The organism is Ramlibacter montanisoli (assembly GCF_013087525.1).
Classification (GTDB): domain Bacteria; phylum Pseudomonadota; class Gammaproteobacteria; order Burkholderiales; family Burkholderiaceae_C; genus Ramlibacter; species Ramlibacter montanisoli.
In genome coordinates, this window is the sequence record NZ_JABFCS010000001.1 from 3711776 (window position 1) to 3728441 (window position 16666).

General features: G+C 69.7%; 13 protein-coding genes and 4 pseudogenes. 11 read left to right on the plus strand and 6 right to left on the minus strand.

Features of this window, described 5'->3' with window-relative positions; all coding sequences use genetic code 11:
- The first annotated feature begins 100 nt into the window (after positions 1-100).
- The gene (locus HK415_RS18385) at positions 101-988 is read left to right on the plus strand and encodes a LysR family transcriptional regulator (protein WP_171561759.1); all 888 of its coding nucleotides are present in this window, start codon (positions 101-103) and stop codon (positions 986-988) included.
- 42 nt (positions 989-1030) lie between these two features.
- Here the strand turns inward: HK415_RS18385 and HK415_RS18390 are convergent, their stop codons facing one another.
- A complete protein-coding gene (locus tag HK415_RS18390) occupies positions 1031-3034 on the minus strand; it encodes an acetoacetate--CoA ligase (protein WP_253261945.1) in 2004 nt (667 codons plus the stop codon).
- A gap of 49 nt (positions 3035-3083) precedes the next feature.
- Here HK415_RS18390 and HK415_RS18395 point away from each other — a divergent pair, with 49 nt between their 5' ends.
- The 5 genes and pseudogenes from HK415_RS18395 (at position 3084) to HK415_RS18415 (ending at position 7518) form a co-directional block, all read left to right on the plus strand.
- Positions 3084-3932, plus strand: coding sequence for a cyclase family protein (locus tag HK415_RS18395; RefSeq protein WP_171561766.1), 849 nt, complete (start codon positions 3084-3086; stop codon positions 3930-3932).
- A gap of 48 nt (positions 3933-3980) precedes the next feature.
- Positions 3981-4583, plus strand: coding sequence for a TetR/AcrR family transcriptional regulator (locus HK415_RS18400; RefSeq protein WP_171561768.1), 603 nt, complete (start codon positions 3981-3983; stop codon positions 4581-4583).
- A gap of 636 nt (positions 4584-5219) precedes the next feature.
- Positions 5220-5672, plus strand: a complete 453-nt coding sequence (locus tag HK415_RS27245) for an alpha/beta fold hydrolase (RefSeq protein WP_373684616.1) — start codon at positions 5220-5222, stop codon at positions 5670-5672.
- Positions 5673-5738: 66 nt separating this feature from the next.
- Positions 5739-7087: pseudogene (locus HK415_RS18410) on the plus strand (solute carrier family 23 protein).
- 7 nt (positions 7088-7094) lie between these two features.
- Positions 7095-7518, plus strand: a pseudogene (locus HK415_RS18415) (hotdog fold thioesterase).
- Positions 7519-7626: 108 nt separating this feature from the next.
- On the opposite strand, the gene HK415_RS18420 reads toward HK415_RS18415, so the two are convergent.
- Positions 7627-8187, minus strand: coding sequence for a cob(I)yrinic acid a,c-diamide adenosyltransferase (locus HK415_RS18420; protein ID WP_171561771.1), 561 nt, complete (start codon positions 8185-8187; stop codon positions 7627-7629).
- Positions 8188-8344: 157 nt separating this feature from the next.
- Here HK415_RS18420 and HK415_RS18425 point away from each other — a divergent pair, with 157 nt between their 5' ends.
- From HK415_RS18425 to HK415_RS18435, 3 genes are all read left to right on the plus strand, one after another.
- Positions 8345-8827, plus strand: a complete 483-nt coding sequence (locus tag HK415_RS18425; protein WP_171561774.1) for a hypothetical protein — start codon at positions 8345-8347, stop codon at positions 8825-8827.
- Positions 8773-8937, plus strand: a complete 165-nt coding sequence (locus HK415_RS26550) for a hypothetical protein (RefSeq protein WP_171561778.1) — start codon at positions 8773-8775, stop codon at positions 8935-8937. Before HK415_RS18425 ends, HK415_RS26550 begins: the two co-directional genes overlap by 55 nt.
- Positions 8938-9003: 66 nt before the next feature.
- A complete protein-coding gene (locus tag HK415_RS18435) occupies positions 9004-10428 on the plus strand; it encodes an FAD-binding oxidoreductase (RefSeq protein ID WP_171561782.1) in 1425 nt (474 codons plus the stop codon).
- Here the strand turns inward: HK415_RS18435 and HK415_RS18440 are convergent, their stop codons facing one another.
- On the minus strand, positions 10429-11313 hold the full coding sequence (locus HK415_RS18440) for a hypothetical protein (protein ID WP_171561785.1): 885 nt from the start codon (positions 11311-11313) through the stop codon (positions 10429-10431).
- Between the two features lie 104 nt (positions 11314-11417).
- Between HK415_RS18440 and HK415_RS18445 the strand changes: the two genes are divergently transcribed.
- Together HK415_RS18445 and HK415_RS27625 are read left to right on the plus strand one after the other, a co-directional pair.
- A complete protein-coding gene (locus HK415_RS18445) occupies positions 11418-12110 on the plus strand; it encodes an FCD domain-containing protein (RefSeq protein WP_171561788.1) in 693 nt (230 codons plus the stop codon).
- A 6-nt stretch (positions 12111-12116) separates the two neighbouring features.
- A pseudogene (locus tag HK415_RS27625) lies at positions 12117-13483 on the plus strand (MmgE/PrpD family protein).
- Between the two features lie 18 nt (positions 13484-13501).
- On the opposite strand, the gene HK415_RS18455 reads toward HK415_RS27625, so the two are convergent.
- The 3 genes and pseudogenes from HK415_RS18455 to HK415_RS18465 all read right to left on the minus strand — a co-directional run bounded on the left by HK415_RS18455 (position 13502) and on the right by HK415_RS18465 (position 16664).
- Complete coding sequence (locus HK415_RS18455) at positions 13502-14101, minus strand: O-linked N-acetylglucosamine transferase family protein (protein ID WP_309246858.1); 600 nt, start codon at positions 14099-14101, stop codon at positions 13502-13504.
- The gene (locus HK415_RS18460) at positions 14008-15723 is read right to left on the minus strand and encodes a tetratricopeptide repeat protein (protein ID WP_171561795.1); all 1716 of its coding nucleotides are present in this window, start codon (positions 15721-15723) and stop codon (positions 14008-14010) included. Before HK415_RS18460 ends, HK415_RS18455 begins: the two co-directional genes overlap by 94 nt.
- A gap of 10 nt (positions 15724-15733) precedes the next feature.
- Positions 15734-16664 (minus strand): annotated as a pseudogene (locus tag HK415_RS18465) (ParB/RepB/Spo0J family partition protein).
- Positions 16665-16666: the final 2 nt, after the last annotated feature.

Consider the following 16666-nt stretch of genomic DNA (forward strand, 5'->3'; position numbering starts at 1 on the left):
CCTGGGCCGGGCGGCCCAAAGCGGTGATGGGACAATCCTAGGGAAGGCCTTGACGCGCATCAAGAAGCGCGCATGGCCGCTGTGTTCCGAATCCTGAACAATGAACTGGGACGACTTCGACGCTTTCTGCCAGGTGGTGGACCACGGCGGCTTCACCGCCGCCGCGCGCGCGCTCGACCGGCCCAAGTCCAGCCTCAGCGCTTCGGTCTCCCGGCTGGAGGCGCAACTCAACACGCGCCTGCTCGAACGCACCACGCGCCAGCTGCGCCTGACCGAGGCCGGCGAGTCCCTCTACCGCGACATCTCCAAGCCCTTCGCGCAACTGCGCGAACGCGCGGTGGAGGCGCTGGCGCAGGGCACCACCGTGCAAGGTACGCTGCGCATCGCGGCGCCCTACGAGTTCGGCGCGCACCACCTCGCCTCGGTCGCCTGCCGGCTGATGCGCGAGCATCCGCAGTTGAAGGTACACGTCGACGTGGAACATGCGCGGGTGGCGCTGTTCGAGCGCAACTACGACCTGGTGTTCTCCGCCATCGAGCACAGCTTCGCGCCGTCGACGGTGGTCACCAAGCGGGTCTATTCGCTGGAGCGCGGGCTGTTCGCGTCGCCGGAACTGCTCAGGGGCCATGCGCCACCGGAACATCCGGAAGAACTGAATGCGCTGCCGCTGCTGGGTGGCGGCGAGGACCAGAGCTGGTCCTTCACCAGGGCGGATGGCGGCAGTGCCGAAGTGGAGGTGCGCAACCCGCGCCTGCGCAGCGGCAATGCGGAGATCCGGCTGAAGGCGGCGATCGAAGGCATCGGCGTCGCGCGCATCACCTCGACCTTCTGCGCCGAAGCGGTGGCGCAGGGGAAGCTGGTGCGCTTGCTGCCGCAGTGGACCTGTTCGCCGCTGCGGATCCACGCGCTGTTGCCGGGACGCAGGCTGGTGGCGGCGAAGGTGCGTGCTTTCCTGGACCTGCTGGAAGAAGAGTCCAGAGGCAATTAGCAGGTGGGGTGCGCTGCGCGCAGCCCACCCTACGAAGCACATTCAGGACGCCGCTCTTTCCTTCGCAAACCGCACATACCACTCCAGGCACTGCGGATTCGCCATCGCATCCCGGTTCACCACCTTCTCGATCGGCTGTCCGAGCAGAAGCTTCTTGATCGGCAGCTCCTGCTTCTTGCCCGAGAGCGTGCGCGGGACCTCGGCCACCTGCAGGATCTCGTCGGGCACGAAGCGCGGGCTGAGCGCCGTGCGGATCGCGCCGGCGATCTTCGCCTTCATCGCCGCATCCAGCGCCTGCCCCGGCCGCAGCACCACGAACAGCGGCATGTAGCTTTCGCGGCCCAGGTACTCCAGGTCCACCACCAGCGAGTCCAGCACTTCGGGCAGCGCTTCCACCGCGCTGTACAGCTCGCTGGTACCCATGCGCAGGCCGTGGCGGTTGATGGTCGCGTCGCTGCGGCCGTAGATGACGCAGCCGCCCTCGGGCGAGATCTTCAGCCAGTCGCCGTGCCGCCAGACGCCCGGGTACATGTCGAAGTAGCTGGAGAGGTAGCGCTTGTTGCCTTCGTCGTTCCAGAAGTACAGCGGCATGGAAGGGATCGGCTTCGTGCACACCAGCTCGCCGACCTCGCCGATCACCGGCTGCCCCTGCTCGTTCCACGCTTCCACCGAGGCACCGAGCTCGCGGCACTGCATCTGCCCGGGCACCTGCGGCAGCTCGCGGTTGCCGCCGATGAAGGCACCGGCGAAGTCCGTGCCCCCGGAGATGTTGCACCACCAGATGTCCGGCTTGCCGAGCTTCTGGAACTCGCGCGTGCCCCAGCGCTGCGCGTCTTCCGACAGCGGCGATCCGGTGGTGCCCAGCGCGCGCACCTTCTTCAATTCGGGGAACTGGGAGAGGTCCACGCCCGCCTTCATGCAGTTGGCGAAGAAGGCCGCGCCGGCGCCGAAGAAGGTGACGCCCAGCTCCGAAGCGAAGCGCCACAGCACGCCCCAGTCCGGCTTGTCCTTGCTGCCGCCCGGGTTGCCGTCGTAGATGCAGCAGGTCGTGCCACTGAGCAGCCCCGCCAGCTGCGCGTTCCACATCACCCAGCCCGTGGAGCTGTACCAGTGGTAGCGCTCGCCCCAGCTGTTGCGGTCGTAGCTGCAGCCGATGTCGTTGTGCAGCGCGCCCGCGCCCAGCATCACCAGCACGATGCCGCCGTGGCTGTGCACGATCGGCTTGGGCAGCCCGGTCGTGCCGCTGGAGTACACGATCCACAGCGGATGGTCGAAGGGCAGCCACAGCGGCTCGAAGGCGTCCACTTCGGACCCGCTGGCGTCTATGGTCTGCGTCCAGTCGGTGAATTCGGGCAGTCCTTCGGTGGCGAGCCCGAGGTTGCGGTGGATCACCACGTGCTGCACCGAAGGCAACGCCGCTTTCAGTTCCGCCACCACTGCGATGCGGTCGAAGTCCTTGCCGCCATAGCTGACGCCGTCGCACGCGATCAGCATCTTCGGCTCGATCTGCTGGAAGCGATCGAGTACCGCGTTGGTTCCCATGTCCGGCGCACAGATGCTCCAGATGCCGCCCAGGCTGACCACGGCCAGGAAGGCGACCATTGCTTCCGGGACGTTGGGCAGGTAGGCCGCCACGCGGTCACCCGGCTGCAGCCCCTGCGCGCGCAGGTGCAGCGCGAGCGAGGCGACCTGCCGCCGCAGCTCGGGCCAGGACAGCTCGCGCTGCCGGCCCTTCTCGTTGCGGCTGATGATGGCGGGAAAGCCCGCCGCATGCGCCGGCTCCACGTGGCGCAGCACCTGGCGCGCGTAGTTGAACTGCGCGCCCTCGAACCAGCGCGCCCCCGGCATCGTGCCCTCGGCCAGCACCTGCTGGTAGGGCGTCGGCGACCGGATGTCGAAGTAGTCCCAGATGCTCTGCCAGAACGCCGGCAAGTCGCGCACCGACCACTCCCACAGGGCCTGGTAGTCGTTGAAGGACAGGCCGCGCGTGTCGCGCAGCCACTGCTGGTATCGGCGGATCTGGGGAACGTACGGTGCGGCGCTCATGCGCGGCAGATTAGCATCGGCACCTGCGCGTCCCAACGGAGGTTTTCCCATGCCACGGAAGTTCGTCGACCTCTCCATCTACCTCGAGAACGACGTCGTGTCGGACCCGCCGGCCTTCGCGCCGAGGATCGAGTACTTCACGCACGAGAACACCGTGGGGCAGATCGAGTCCTTCTTCCCCGGATTGCGCAAGGGCGACCTCCCCGACGGCGAGGGCTGGGCCGTGGAACGCGTGACGCTGTCCACGCACAATGGCACGCACCTCGATGCGCCCTACCACTTCCACTCGACGATGAACCGCAAGCTGGGCGGGAAGGAGCGCGCGATCGCGATCGACGAGGTGCCGCTCGAATGGTGCTTCCAGCCGGGCGTGAAGCTGGACTTCCGCCACTTCGCCGACGGCTACGTGGTCACGGCCGCCGACGTGGAGGCGGAACTGCGCCGCATCGGCCACGCGCTGCAGCCGCTGGAGATCGTGGTGGTCAACACGCGGGCCGGCTCGCGCTACGGCCAGCCCGACTTCGTGGCCGCCGGCTGCGGCATGGGCTACGAGGCGACCATGTACCTGCTGGAACGCGGCGTGCGCCTGACCGGCACCGATGCCTGGAGCTGGGACGCACCCTTCGTGCACACCGCGAGGAAGTACGGCGAGAGCGGCGATGCCTCGCTGATCTGGGAGGGGCACAAGGCCGGCCGCGACATCGGCTACTGCCACCTGGAGAAGCTGCACAACCTGGAGGCGCTGCCGGCCGACGGGTTCCATATCAGCTGCTTTCCGCACAAGATCCGCGGGGCTTCGGCGGGGTGGACGCGGGCGGTGGCGATCTTCGACGAGGGTTTGGGGCGCCGGGTGTCGCGGTTCGCCTCAGGGCTCACCACGACCTACGAATACCCGTGAGCTGGCGAGGGGGTTGCTGTTTCGCACAAGCGTGCTATTCTGCGCGCCATGGACGCCAAGACCCAGAAGAGCGAACTCACCCGTGCCGCGATCGTCGGCGCGGCGCTCGACCTGGCTGCGGGCGAGGGGCTGGAGGCGATCACGCTGCAGGCGGTGGCCGATCGCATCGGCCTGTCCAAGAGCGGCGTGTTCTCCCGCGTCGGCTCGCGCGAGGCGCTGCAGATCGCGGTGATCGAGGAATTCGGCCGCCGCTTCATCGCCGACGTGTTCGTGCCCTCCATGCAGCAGCCCAAGGGCCTGCCCCGCCTCAACGAGATCGTGCGCCGCTGGATCGTGCGCACGCGCGACGTCGAGGCGCAAAGCGGCTGCATCTTCACGGCCGGCGCCTTCGAGCTCGATGACCGCGAAGGGCCGCTGCGCGACTTCCTGCTCGGCGAGGTCACGCGCTGGCGCGCCGCCCTGCGCCGCACCGTGGTGCAGGCCGTCGAGGCCGGGCACCTGAAGGACGACACCGATCCCGAGCAGCTGGTGGGCGAGGTCTACAGCCTCGCCATGGGGCTGCTGCACGACATCCGCTTCCTGCGCGATCCGCGCGCCACCGAACGCGCCCAGCTGACCTGGGAGCGCCTGGTGAAGACCTACCAGAGCTAGAGCAACCGCCGGAGACCTCCGTCGCCCTCCCCTGCCCATGTTTCGCACGACTGTGCGAGAAAGGATGCTTCCATGCTGACCGTGCTCTCCCTCGCCGTCCTCTACGCCGGCTGGCGCCTCACCCGCGCCGCCTTCGAGGCGCTGCGCAGCCTTCCGCGCAGCAACGCCGACATGATCTTCTTCTGAAGGAGCTCCCGATGAACTCCCGCACCGCGGTGGACGCCACCGCCGGCTACTACCAGGCCAGCGTCGGCCTGCGCCTGTTCCGCGCCGCCCTCGGCACCTCGCAGAAACTCTGGCCGGCGCTGGCCGTGCGCGGCGCCATGCGCCTGTTCACCACGCCGCTGCCGCCGAAATGGCTGCAGCGCAAGGGGCACTGGGACCCCGCGTGGGACGTGACGCACTGGTCCTTCGAGCAGGCGCAGATCACCGTGTACTCGCAGGCCGCCGCTCCGCACGGCCCGGTGGCCTTGCTGGTGCACGGCTGGGGCGGCCACGCGCGGCAGATGCTGCAGCTGGCCGAATCGCTGGCGCAGCAGGGCCTGCGCCCCGTGCTGCTGGAGATGCCTGCGCACGGCCGCAGCGCCGGCACGACCAGCAGCCTGCCGCAGTTCGCCCCGCGCCATCGACTACGCGGTGGGCCGGCTGCAGCAGGAAGGCCACCGCATCGGCCTGCTGGCCGCGCACTCCCTGGGCGCCAACGCCGCGGCCCATGCGGCCAGCCGCGGCCTGGCGATCGGCAAGCTGGTGCTGATCGCCCCGCCGGCGTCGCCCGGCAACTACACGCGCTACTTCGCGCAGGTGTTCGGCCTGAGCGAGGCCACGCGCAGCGCGATGCAGAAGCGCATCGAGGCGCGCGAGGGCATGCTGATGCAGCACTTCGAGCCCCGCCACGTGGCGCCGCGCATCCGCGTGCCCACCCTGGTGGTGCACGACCGCGGCGACGCCATCAACGCCTTCGCCGACGGCCAGGCCTTCGCGCACGCGGTGCAAGGCGCGCAGCTGCTGGCCACCGAGGGCCTGGGCCATCGCAAGATCCTGAAGGACCCCGCCGTGCTCGCGCAGGTGGCGGTGTTCGCCGCCGCTTGACGCGCCGCCTTGCGCGGCACGGACATTGCACCTAGCATCGCTCGACTTTTTCAAGAGGAGAGCGAGATGGGAATGTTCCACTGGACGGAGCGGCCGTCGGCCGTGCTGCAGCAGGGCGGCGTGATCGCGCCGGACGAGCGCCTGCCCTGGCCGCAGACGGCGGTGATGGGCGTGCAGCACGTGATCGCCATGTTCGGCGCCACCGTGCTGGCGCCCATCCTCATGGGCTTCGACCCCAACATCGCCATCCTCATGAGCGGCGTCGGCACGCTCATCTTCTTCCTCATCACCGGCGGCCGCGTACCCAGCTACCTGGGCTCCAGCTTCGCCTTCATCGGCGTGGTGATCGCCGCGACCGCCTACGCGGGCAAGGGGCCCAACGGCAACATCGGCGTGGCGCTGGGCGGCATCGTCGCCTGCGGCGTGCTCTACGCCATCATCGGCGCCATCGTGCACGCGGTGGGCACCAACTGGATCGAGCGCTTCATGCCGCCGGTAGTCACCGGCGCCGTGGTGGCAGTGATCGGCTGAACCTGGCCGGCATCCCGATCAAGAACATGGCGGCCAGCAACTTCGACAGCTGGATGCAGGCCGTGACCTTCGTCTGCGTCGGCCTGGTCGCGGTGCTCACGCGCGGCATGGTGCAGCGCCTGCTGATCCTGGTGGGCCTGATCCTCGCCAGCATCATCTACGGCATCCTCACCAACGGCATGGGCCTGGGCAAGCCGATCGACTTCTCCGGTGTGGCCAGTGCCGCCTGGTTCGGTGCACCGGCCTTCGCGGCGCCGGTGTTCAGCGGCCCGGCGATGCTGCTGATCGCGCCGGTGGCGATCATCCTGGTGGCCGAGAACCTGGGCCACATCAAGGCGGTCACCGCCATGACCGGCCGCAACCTCGACCAGTACATGGGCCGGGCCTTCATCGGCGACGGCGTCGCCACCGTGGTCAGCGGCATGGGCGGCGGCACCGGCGTGACGACCTATGCCGAGAACATCGGCGTGATGGCCGCCACCAAGATCTATTCCACCGCGGTGTTCCTGTTCGCCGCGCTGATCGCGCTGGTGCTGGGCTTCTCGCCCAAGTTCGGCGCCGTGATCCAGGCGATCCCGCTGCCGGTCATGGGCGGGGTGAGCATCGTGGTGTTCGGCCTGATCGCGGTCGCGGGCGCCAAGATCTGGGTGGACAACCGCGTGGACTTCTCGCAGAACAAGAACCTGATCGTCGCGGCCATCACGCTGGTGCTGGGCACCGGCGACTTCACGCTCAAGTTCGGCCAGTTCGCCCTCGGCGGCATCGGCACGGCCACCTTCGGCGCGATCCTGATCCACGCGCTGTTGAACCGGGACACGTCCACCGGCGTGTCGGTCGCCGACGCGCCCACCGTGGAGACGACCACCGCGACCCCGCGGAGATAATCGGCGCATGGCCATCTGGACCCGACCCTTTTCCATCCAGGACCTCACCGACATCCACAAGGACACCGCGCCCGCGCACCTGGGCATGGAGTTCCTGGAGGTCGGCGAGGACTTCATCATCCGCGCGCGTGCCGGTGGACACCCGCACCCGGCAGCCCTACGGCCTGCTGCACGGCGGCGTGAGCGTGGTGCTGGCGGAAACGCTCGGTTCCTGCGGCGCGATCTATTCCGCGCCGCCGGGACACCGGGTGGTCGGCCTGGACATCAACGCCAACCACATCCGCGCGGCGAAGTCGGGCTGGGTCACCGGCAAGACGACGCCCGTGCACGTCGGGCGCAGCACGCAGGTGTGGGCGATCGAGATGCACAACGACGCGGGCGAGCTGACCTGCGTGTCGCGGATCACGATGGCGGTGCTGGCGGCCAGGTAGAGGTGCGCCAGCTTCGTAGGCTGGGGTGACGCAGGAACCCCAGCGGTCGCGAAACGCTGGGGTTCGCCTTCGGCTCACCACCAGCCTACCGGGCCGACATCCATGCGGTCATTGGTTCCGCGCCAGCCGCTCGCTCTTCCAGTAGACGTCGTCGCCGCCGTTCATGCGGTTGCACACGCGCGCCAGCACGAACATCAGGTCCGACAGGCGATTGAGGTATTGCCGCGGCGTGTCGCGCAGCGGGGCCTCCTTGCCCAGCGCCACCACGGCGCGTTCCGCGCGGCGCGCCACGGTGCGGCACACATGGGCCTGCGACGCGGCGCGGTTGCCGGCGGGCAGGATGAACTCCTCCAGCCTGGGCAGCGTGCCATTGTGGTGCGCCAGCGCCTCGTCGAGCGCCAGCACCGCCTCGGCCTTGAGCAGCTCGAAGCCGGGAATCGACAGCTCGCCGCCCAGGTTGAACAGCTGGTGCTGGATCTCCACCAGCAGGTCGGCCACGCCGGCCGGCAGCTGCTCGCACAGCAGCACGCCGATGTGCGAGTTCAGTTCGTCCACGTCGCCCATGGCGTGCACCCGCAGGTGGTCCTTGGAGACGCGGGTGTTGTCCCCCAGCCCGGTGGTGCCGTCGTCGCCCGTGCGGGTGGCGATCTGGGTCAGCCGCTTGCCCATGTCGTGTTCTCCTGTTCCCTGCCATTGTCCGCCAGCCGACTGAACGGTCCTACAGCAAGACCCGCCAGCGGCGGCTCTGCTGTTTTCGGCAGGGCACCGACGATGTAAAGAGGCCGCCCATGTCCGTGGCGGCACGCGAACAGCAGGGAGTCCTTCCATGAACGCCATCACCCGCCTTCTCGCCGTCGGCATCTGCGCCGCTGCCGCTGCCTCCGCAGCGAACGCGCAGGTGCGGCAGCTGTCCCAAGGCACCGCCACGCCGCGCCCTAGCACCAACACCACGGCGCCTTCGGCCCCCAACCCCGCGGGCCTGCGTCCGATCTTCCCCGCCGGCATCAGCTCGGGCAGCGGCGCCGCCGTGTCCAGCGACCCGATCGCGGCCAGCACCTCGCCGATCGCGCCGGCCGGCTCGGCCACGCCGCCGACCACGGCCAATCCCAACCTGCCGCCCGCCGAACTGCCCTCGCCCGACGGCAACTTCACCGGCATCATCACAACCTGCCCAACACCGCGGTGCTGGGTGCGGGCGCCACCGTCCCCGGCCCAGCCCAGCGCTCGACCTCCGGCGCCGGCGGCTTCGCGGCCGTGGACATCGCCCGCTCCTTCTTCTTCGCCGACGCCAACCACGACGGCGACCTGACCCGCGCCGAGGCCCGCCGCCTGAGCATCGGCACGATGAGCTTCGAGGAGATGGACCGCAATTTCGACGGCCTGATCAGCCGCTTCGAGTACGAGGACTCGCTGCGCTGACGGCCGGGCGCCGGCAGGCGCGTCCAGGCGGGGCCGACTACACTCCGGTCTGCCCCGGAGACAAGCATGAACGCACCTGCCGCCCTTGCGCACCTGGTACCCGACGTCCAGCAGCGCGAAGTCCCCGCCGCCCTGATCGCGGCGCTGAAATCCCGCTTCGGCGAGCGCTGCTCCACCGCGCTGGCGGTGCGTGAACAGCACGGGCGCGACGAATCCTCCTTCCAGGTGCCGCCGCCCGCCGCCGTGGTGTTCGCCGAGAACACCGAGGACGTGGCCGACGCCGTGCGGCTGGCCAGCGAACACGACATCCCGGTGATCCCCTTCGGCGTCGGCTCCTCGCTCGAGGGCCACCTGCTCGCCGTGCAGGGCGGCATCAGCGTGGACGTGGGCCGCATGAACAAGGTGCTGGCCGTGAATGCCGAGGACCTGACCGTCACCGTGCAGGCCGGCGTCACCCGCAAGCAGCTCAACGACGAGATCAAGAGCACCGGCCTGTTCTTCCCGATCGACCCGGGTGCCGACGCCACCATCGGCGGCATGAGCGCCACCCGCGCCTCCGGCACCAACGCCGTGCGCTACGGCACCATGCGCGAGAACGTGCTGGCGCTGGAAGTGGTGACGGCCAGCGGCGAAGTGATCCGCACCGGCACGCGTGCCAAGAAGTCCTCCGCCGGCTACGACCTCACCCGCCTGTTCGTGGGCAGCGAAGGCACGCTGGGCGTGATCACCGAAGTAACGGTGCGCCTGTACCCGATCCCCGAGGCGATCTCCGCGGCCGTCTGCTCCTTCCCGAGCATCGAGGCGGCGGTGCGCACCACCATCCAGACGATCCAGCTGGGCGTGCCGATCGCGCGCGTGGAACTGATCGACCGCAACACGGTGCGCATGGTGAATGCCCACAGCAAGCTGGGACTGCGGGAGGAGCCCATGCTGCTGATGGAGTTCCACGGCTCGCCCTCCAGCGTGAAGGAGCAGGCGGAGACCGTGCAGGAGATCGCCTCCGAATTCGGTGGCGAGTCCTTCGAATGGGCGGCGACGCCGGAAGAGCGCACGCGGCTCTGGACCGCGCGCCACAACGCCTACTTCGCCGCCGTGCAGTCACGCCCCGGCTGCCGCGCCATCTCCACCGACACCTGCGTGCCGATCTCGCGGCTGGCCGACTGCCTGCTGGAGTCGGTGGCGGAGGCGGATGCCAGCGGCCTGCCCTACTTCCTGGTCGGGCACGTGGGCGACGGCAACTTCCACTTCGGCTACCTGCTCGATCCCAACGATGCCAAGGAGCGCGAAGTCGCCGAGGAGCTGAACCACAAGCTGGTGGCGCGCGCGCTGCGGCTGGAAGGCACCTGCACCGGCGAGCACGGCGTGGGCCTGCACAAGATGGGCTTCCTGGTGGACGAGGCCGGCGCCGGCGCGGTCGACATGATGCGCACGATCAAGCGCGCGCTCGACCCGAAGAACATCATGAACCCCGGGAAGATCTTCACCCTCTGATCACTGCAGCGGCAGCCCCGCGGCGGGGGCGCCGCCCATCTCGGTGATCTTCCATTCCTCGTTGACGTTGCGGAAGGCGATGCCGATCACGCGGTTGTCGGTATCGGCCACCAGCCCTTCCTTCTCGTAGTCGTCGCCCCACTGCACCTTCAGGGCGCGGATCGAGGCGCCGATGCGGCGCAACTCGTCGTCGCTCATCGCCTCGGTGCGCGCCTTCCAGCGCGCGTGCGCGCGGCCGGTCAGGCAGTTCAGGGCCGTCACGCGGTCACCCGTCATCAGGGCGCCCATGAACATCTGCCAGGTCTTCTCCACGCTCTGGTAGCGCGGATCGGGCATGCGCGACAGCGGCTCGATGCCGCGCAGCCACTCCTCGGTGCACAGGCTCAGGGGCAGCGTCACGTCGCCCCGTCGCCCGGCGCGCACCTTGGCCATCAGCTGCTTCTGGTATTCGGAGATGACGGCGGCGTGCCGCTGGCGCCAGGCGGCGTACACCTCCTGGCTCTTCTCGGCGAAGCCCGGCGCGTCGGCGCGGCAGCGCTCGAACTGCGCGCTCAGCTCCAGCACGTCGCGTTTGCGCTTGCTGGGCTTGATGTCGTCCTGGCTGCTCGCAGGTGCCACGGCCACGGGATTGGGCACGGCCAGCGGCCGCTCCGGCGCGGCGAAGGCCTTGGGCGTCGGCGCCTTGGGCGGCGGGGCGGGCACGGGCGCGACCACCGTCGCCGCCGGCGCATCGGCCTTGGGCACCTCCGGCGGCGCCAGTTCGGTGATCGGACACTCCAGCTGCTGGAACACGACGCTGCCGTCCGCCTTCTGGCAGCGGAACATCTCGGCGGCCGCCTCCCGGCCTCCCAACACCAGCAGGACTCCCAACAACGCCTGCTTCATTCGCACCTGCATCGGATCGCTCCGGCTGAGGAACAGGAGGCCATGCTAGACCGCGCTTCGCCCGGGGGCAATTGCAAGAAGTAATCGTATACAATATTTCGGATATGCTGCCCTGGAACCCGCCCGACAGCGCGCCTGGCGCCGCCCTGGCCGCCACCGTCCGCGCCACCTCGCTGGGCAAGCTGGTACGCGACGACGTGCTGGGCATGATCCTGCGCGGCGAGATCCAGGCCGGCGAACGGATCAACGAGCCCGACGTGGCCTTGCGCCTGGGCGTATCCCGCGTCCCCGTGCGGGAAGCGCTGCGCGAGCTGGAAAGCTCGGGCCTGGTGGAGGCGCGCAAGCACTCCGGCGTGTTCGTGCGCAAGCTCGGCGCCGAAGAAGTCCGCGGCCTCTACGAGCTGCGCGCCCTGCTCGACGGCTTCGCCGGACGGCGCGCGGCGGCCCTGCCGACGCCGGAACGCGAGCAACTGGCCGGGGCCCTGGATGCGTCCGTCGGTCGGATGGAGGACGCCGCTCGCAGCACCAACGTGAGCGCCTACTACAGCGAGAACCTTCGATTCCATTGGCTGATGGTCGAAGCCGCCGGCAATGCCGCGCTGACCGAGACCTATCGCAACATCGTCCAGAAGCTGCACCTGTCGCGCCTGACCAACTTGTCCCATGGCCTGGGCATGCTGGTTTCGGTCGCCGACCACCGCGAAATCGCCGCCGCCCTGCGCGCCGGCGACGCCGCGCGCTGCGAGCAGCTGCTGGCCCGCCACGTACAGCAGGCGCACGAACGCCTGGAAGGATAAGCAAGCATGGCTCGCAACACCCAGGTCCCGGCGGACCACAACGCACCCCGATCACGAAGATCCTGGCCGGCTACGTCGCCTCGCACGCCTCGCGGCTGGAGCGACGCGGTCGACCACGAAGCGCACCGCACCTTCCTCAACTGGCTCGGTTGCGCCGTGGGCGCGGCGAAGCACGAGGCGGCCGATGCGGCGCTCGCCGCCGTCGCCGAACTGCAGCCCGCGCCGCAGGCCACCGTCGCCGGCCGCAGCGGGAAGATCGACATTGCCAGCGCCGCGCTGGTCAACGGCATCACCTCGCACACCTTCGACTTCGACGACACGCACCTGAAGACCATCATCCACCCGGCCGGGCCGGTGGCGTCCGCCCTGCTTGCGCTGGCCGAGCACAAGGGCATGAGCGGCCGCGACGTGGTCGATGCGCTGGTGCTCGGCATCGACGTCGCCTGCCGCCTGGGCAACCTGGTCTACCCGGAGCACTACGACCGCGGCTGGCACATCACCGGCACCACCGGCATGCTGGGCGCGGCCGCCGGCTGCGCCCGACTGCTCAAGCTCGATGCGCAGCAGACGCAGATGGCGCTGGGCATTGCCGCCTCGCAGCCGATCGGCCTGCGCGAGCAGTTCGGCACCATGACCAAGCCCTTCCACCCGGCGCCGCCGCGCGCGCCGGCCTGATGTCGGCGCTGCTCGCCGCCAAGGGCTTCACATCCAGCCCGCGGGCGCTGGAAGCACCGCGCGGCTGGGCGCAGGTGGTCTCGACCAAGACCGCGTGGAACGAGGCGACCGACGAACTGGGCCAGCGCTTCGAGATCTCCTTCAACAGCTACAAGCCCTTCGCCTGCGGCATCGTGATCCACCCGAGCATCGACGCCTGCGTGCAACTGCGCGAACAGGGCGTGCAGGCGGCGGATGTGGAGCGCATCGAGCTGCGCGTGCACTCGCTGGTGCTGGAACTCACCGGCAAGAAGGAACCGGCGGACGGCCTGCAGGGCAAGTTCAGCGTGTACCACGGCTGCGCCGCCGGCCTGATCTTCGGCCGCGCCGGCGAGGACGAGTACCACGACGACATCGTCAACCGCCCGGACATGGTGGAGCTGCGCCGCAAGGTGGTGGCCACCGTGGACAACAGCATCGACGAGGCCAGCGCCGACGTCACCGCCGTCCTCAAGGACGGCCGCAAGGTGCACGTGTTCGTGGAACACGCGATCGGCTCGCTGCAAAGGCCGATGACCGACGCCATGCTGGAAGCGAAGTTCTCGCAGCTGGCCGAGCCGGTGCTCGGCGCCGCGAAGACCAGGCAGCTGATTGCCGCCTGCTGGGGCCTGGGCGATGCGAAGGACGTGCGCGCGCTCGCGGCGCTGGCACGTCCCTGATCTTCATGGCGTCCCGGCTCAGGCCCGGGACGCCATCTCCAGCATCACCTTGGCCAGGGCGTCGACCGACGCCTTCTGCTCCAGCACCTGCCCGCGCTGCGCCTCGATCTTCGCGCGCACGGCCTTGCGCAGGTCCGCATCGGCGCACAGGCGCGCCACCTTGTCGGCGTAGTCGGCGTGGCTGGACGCCACCCACTCGCCCAGGCCGAGCGAACGCAGGATGCCGCTGGCGAACCGCCCGCGCATGAAGCGGCCCTCCCAGGCGACGATGGGCGTGCCGCACTCCACGGCCTGCATGGCGGTGTTGAAGCCGGAGAAGCCGATGGTGTCGAGGAACACGTCGGCGCGCTGCAGCAAGGCGAAGTAGGCCGCCTGCTGCTGCCAGGGCACCATGCGCACGTTGGCGTCGAAGTCGACGCCGGCCTCGCCGAAGGCGGCGCGCAGGCGACGCTCCAGCCGTGCCGCGTGCTGGTCGTTGGCGCGGAAGAACACCAGCTTGCAGGGCGCGCAGCGGCGCGCGATCGCTATCCAGAGCGCGTCGTCGGCCGGCGCGTACTTGAAGGACTGGCCCGGCGCGAGCAGCAGGCGGTCGTCCGGCGCGATGCCCCACTCGGCCAGGTCGGTCGCTTCCGCTTCGGTGCCGTAGGGGGATAGGCGCAGCCCAGGCCCGGCAGCGCGACCAGCTTCTCGCTGTAGTGCTGCTGCGCGTCGGCCGGCTCGAAGGCCTCGGCGCTGAGGAAGCCGTCGATGGTCGGAAGGCCCGTGGTGACCGGGTGGCCCCAGCCGGCCAGCTGCACGCGCGCGAGGCGCAGCGAAGCGAGCCGCACGGTGGTCGAGTCCATGCCGATCTCCGGATAGATCAGCACGTCCAGCTGCGCGTCGCTCACGGCCTTGGCCCAGGACGTCCAGCCGCCCAGGTCATGGTGCAGGTGCGCGACCCTGGAGGCCGCCCATTTGGTCTCCGCGTCCTCCAGCATGCCGGTGTGGAACAACTGCAGCTCGAACCGGTCCGCATCCAGGTGCTCCACCCATCCGCGCAGCAGCGCATGCCAGACCGAGTGGCTGTGGATGTGCGCGGAAACGATGCCGACCTTGAGCTTGCCGCCACGCGCCGGCGCGGGTTCCGGCACCTTGACCCGGCGCGCCCACTGGCCCATGAGCTCGGTGCACAGCGCGCCGTAGCGCTTGAGGACCTCGCGGTGGTTGTCCTCGATGTAGGCGATGAAGAAAGGCTGTTGCGATCCCACCGCCTCGTGCACGCCTTCGGGCGCCTTGGTGCGGCACCACAGCGCCAGCTTGTCCAGCTCCGTGCCGAAGTCGGCCAGTCCCGCCTGCTGCTCCGAAACGCTCATGGGCACCGCGGGCAGCTGCGACATGACCAGCGCCCAGCGCGCGCGCGCGTGCTGGTTGTCGGCACGCAGCGCAGCCTGGCAGGCGGCACGGGCGCCGGCGACGTCGCCATCGCCGACCAGCGCATTGGCCAGCCAGTACTGCGCGTCGGCATCGCGCGGGCGCGCAGCGACGTAGTCGCGCAGCAGGCGTTGCGCGCCGCTCCAGTTGCGGTCCTGGATGCGCAGCATGGCGAGGTTGAAGGCCGCCTCCACCAGTGCCGGCTGCAGTTCCACCGCGCGTTCGAGCAGCCGTGCCGCCTCGTCGAAGCTGCCTTCGTCCTTGCGCAAGGCGCCCAGGTTGGCATGCGCGACCGCATCGTTCGGGTCGGTCGCGATCGCCTGCTGCAGGTGGCGCGCGGCGGCTTCACGCTGCTGGCGGTGCAGCAGGTCCGCGCCCAGTTCGCTGTGCGCCTTGGCCACGCGCGGACCGCCGCCGCGCACCCGCTCCAGGTGCTTCGCGGCGTCATCGACCCGGCCTTCGGACAAGGCGTGCAGAGCGAGTTCGGCGCGCACCGAGGGCTCGTTGCCCGCCAGCTTCGCGGCGGACGCGAGCGCCTCGCCCGCGGCCTTGCGCCGCCCGACCGACGAGTGCGCGCGCGCGATCACCAGCCAGGCCTGCGCGTCCTTGCGTGCCGGCGCCAGCAGGCGCTCGGCGATCTCGATCGCGTCCTTGCCGCGGCCCCGGTCCACCAGCAGCATCGCCTGCGCCAGCGAGGCCTTGCGGTCGGCGGCATTCTTCTGCAGCCGCTCCTCGGCCAGGCGCTCGGCCTCGACGAAGGCGCCGGCGTGGTACAGCGCCAGCGGGTCGGAGGCCTTGCCGGTGATCCGGGACAGAAACCAGCCCAACATAGTTGTCCTTTCAGCCCTGCGCACGCAGGCGGTCGATCACACCATTGAGCTCGTCGAGCGACCCGAACTGGATCGAGACTTCGCCCATCTCCTCGACGCGGCCGTGCCGCTTCACCCTCTTCTTCACGCGCACTTCCACCTGCGCGGTGAGCAGGTCCGAGAGCTCCTCCTCGATGCGGCGCAGGTCGCGCGACTTTTCCTTCTTCGGCTTGGGGCTCGTCAGGCTGAACTCCGCGCCCAGCTTCTTGACCAGGCTTTCCGCCTCGCGCACCGACAGCTTCTTCTGCGCGATCTGGTTGGCGGCGGTGATCTGCGCGGCGCGTTCCAGCGCCAGCAGCGCGCGCGTGGCCCATGTCGATGTCGCCCGCCATCAGCATGGTCTGCACCGGGTCGGCCAGGTTGAGCAGGCGCAGCAGGTTGGAGGCGGCGCTGCGCGAGCGGCCGACGGCCTGCGCCGCCTGTTCGTGCGTGAGGCCGAACTCCTTCACCAGGCGCTGCAGGCCATGCGCTTCTTCCAGCGGGTTGAGGTCCTCGCGCTGGATGTTCTCGATCAGCGACATCGCCGCGGCGGCTTCGTCGGGCACGTCGCGCACCAGCACCGGCACGCTGTCCAGGCCCGCGAGGCGCGCGGCGCGGAAGCGGCGCTCGCCCGCGATGATCTCGTACTTGCCCGCGTGCTCGCCATCGCCCAGGCGCCGCACCAGGATCGGCTGCATGATGCCCTGCGCCTTGATCGACTCCGCGAGTTCGTAGAGCGCGCCCTCGTCCATGCGCGTGCGCGGCTGGTACACGCCGGGCACCATGTCCTGCAGCATCAGCGATGCAGGCTGGCCCGGACTCGGCCCCGTGCCCTCGCCGCTTTCCGTGGCGTGCTCCTGGACCTTGGGTCCGAGCAGTGCTTCCAGGCCGCGGCCCAGGCCCTTGGGTTTCTTGGTCACCATCT

Bases quoted from the DNA above. Each gene is read 5' to 3' on its own strand.
- HK415_RS18385 (WP_171561759.1), top strand. From the start codon at position 101: ATGAACTGGGACGACTTCGACGCTTTCTGCCAGGTGGTGGACCACGGC.
- HK415_RS18390 (WP_253261945.1), bottom strand. From the start codon at position 3,034: ATGAGCGCCGCACCGTACGTTCCCCAGATCCGCCGATACCAGCAGTGG.
- HK415_RS18395 (WP_171561766.1), top strand. From the start codon at position 3,084: ATGCCACGGAAGTTCGTCGACCTCTCCATCTACCTCGAGAACGACGTC.
- HK415_RS18400 (WP_171561768.1), top strand. From the start codon at position 3,981: ATGGACGCCAAGACCCAGAAGAGCGAACTCACCCGTGCCGCGATCGTC.
- HK415_RS18420 (WP_171561771.1), bottom strand. From the start codon at position 8,187: ATGGGCAAGCGGCTGACCCAGATCGCCACCCGCACGGGCGACGACGGC.
- HK415_RS18425 (WP_171561774.1), top strand. From the start codon at position 8,345: ATGAACGCCATCACCCGCCTTCTCGCCGTCGGCATCTGCGCCGCTGCC.
- HK415_RS18435 (WP_171561782.1), top strand. From the start codon at position 9,004: ATGAACGCACCTGCCGCCCTTGCGCACCTGGTACCCGACGTCCAGCAG.
- HK415_RS18440 (WP_171561785.1), bottom strand. From the start codon at position 11,313: ATGAAGCAGGCGTTGTTGGGAGTCCTGCTGGTGTTGGGAGGCCGGGAG.
- HK415_RS18445 (WP_171561788.1), top strand. From the start codon at position 11,418: ATGCTGCCCTGGAACCCGCCCGACAGCGCGCCTGGCGCCGCCCTGGCC.
- HK415_RS18460 (WP_171561795.1), bottom strand. From the start codon at position 15,723: ATGTTGGGCTGGTTTCTGTCCCGGATCACCGGCAAGGCCTCCGACCCG.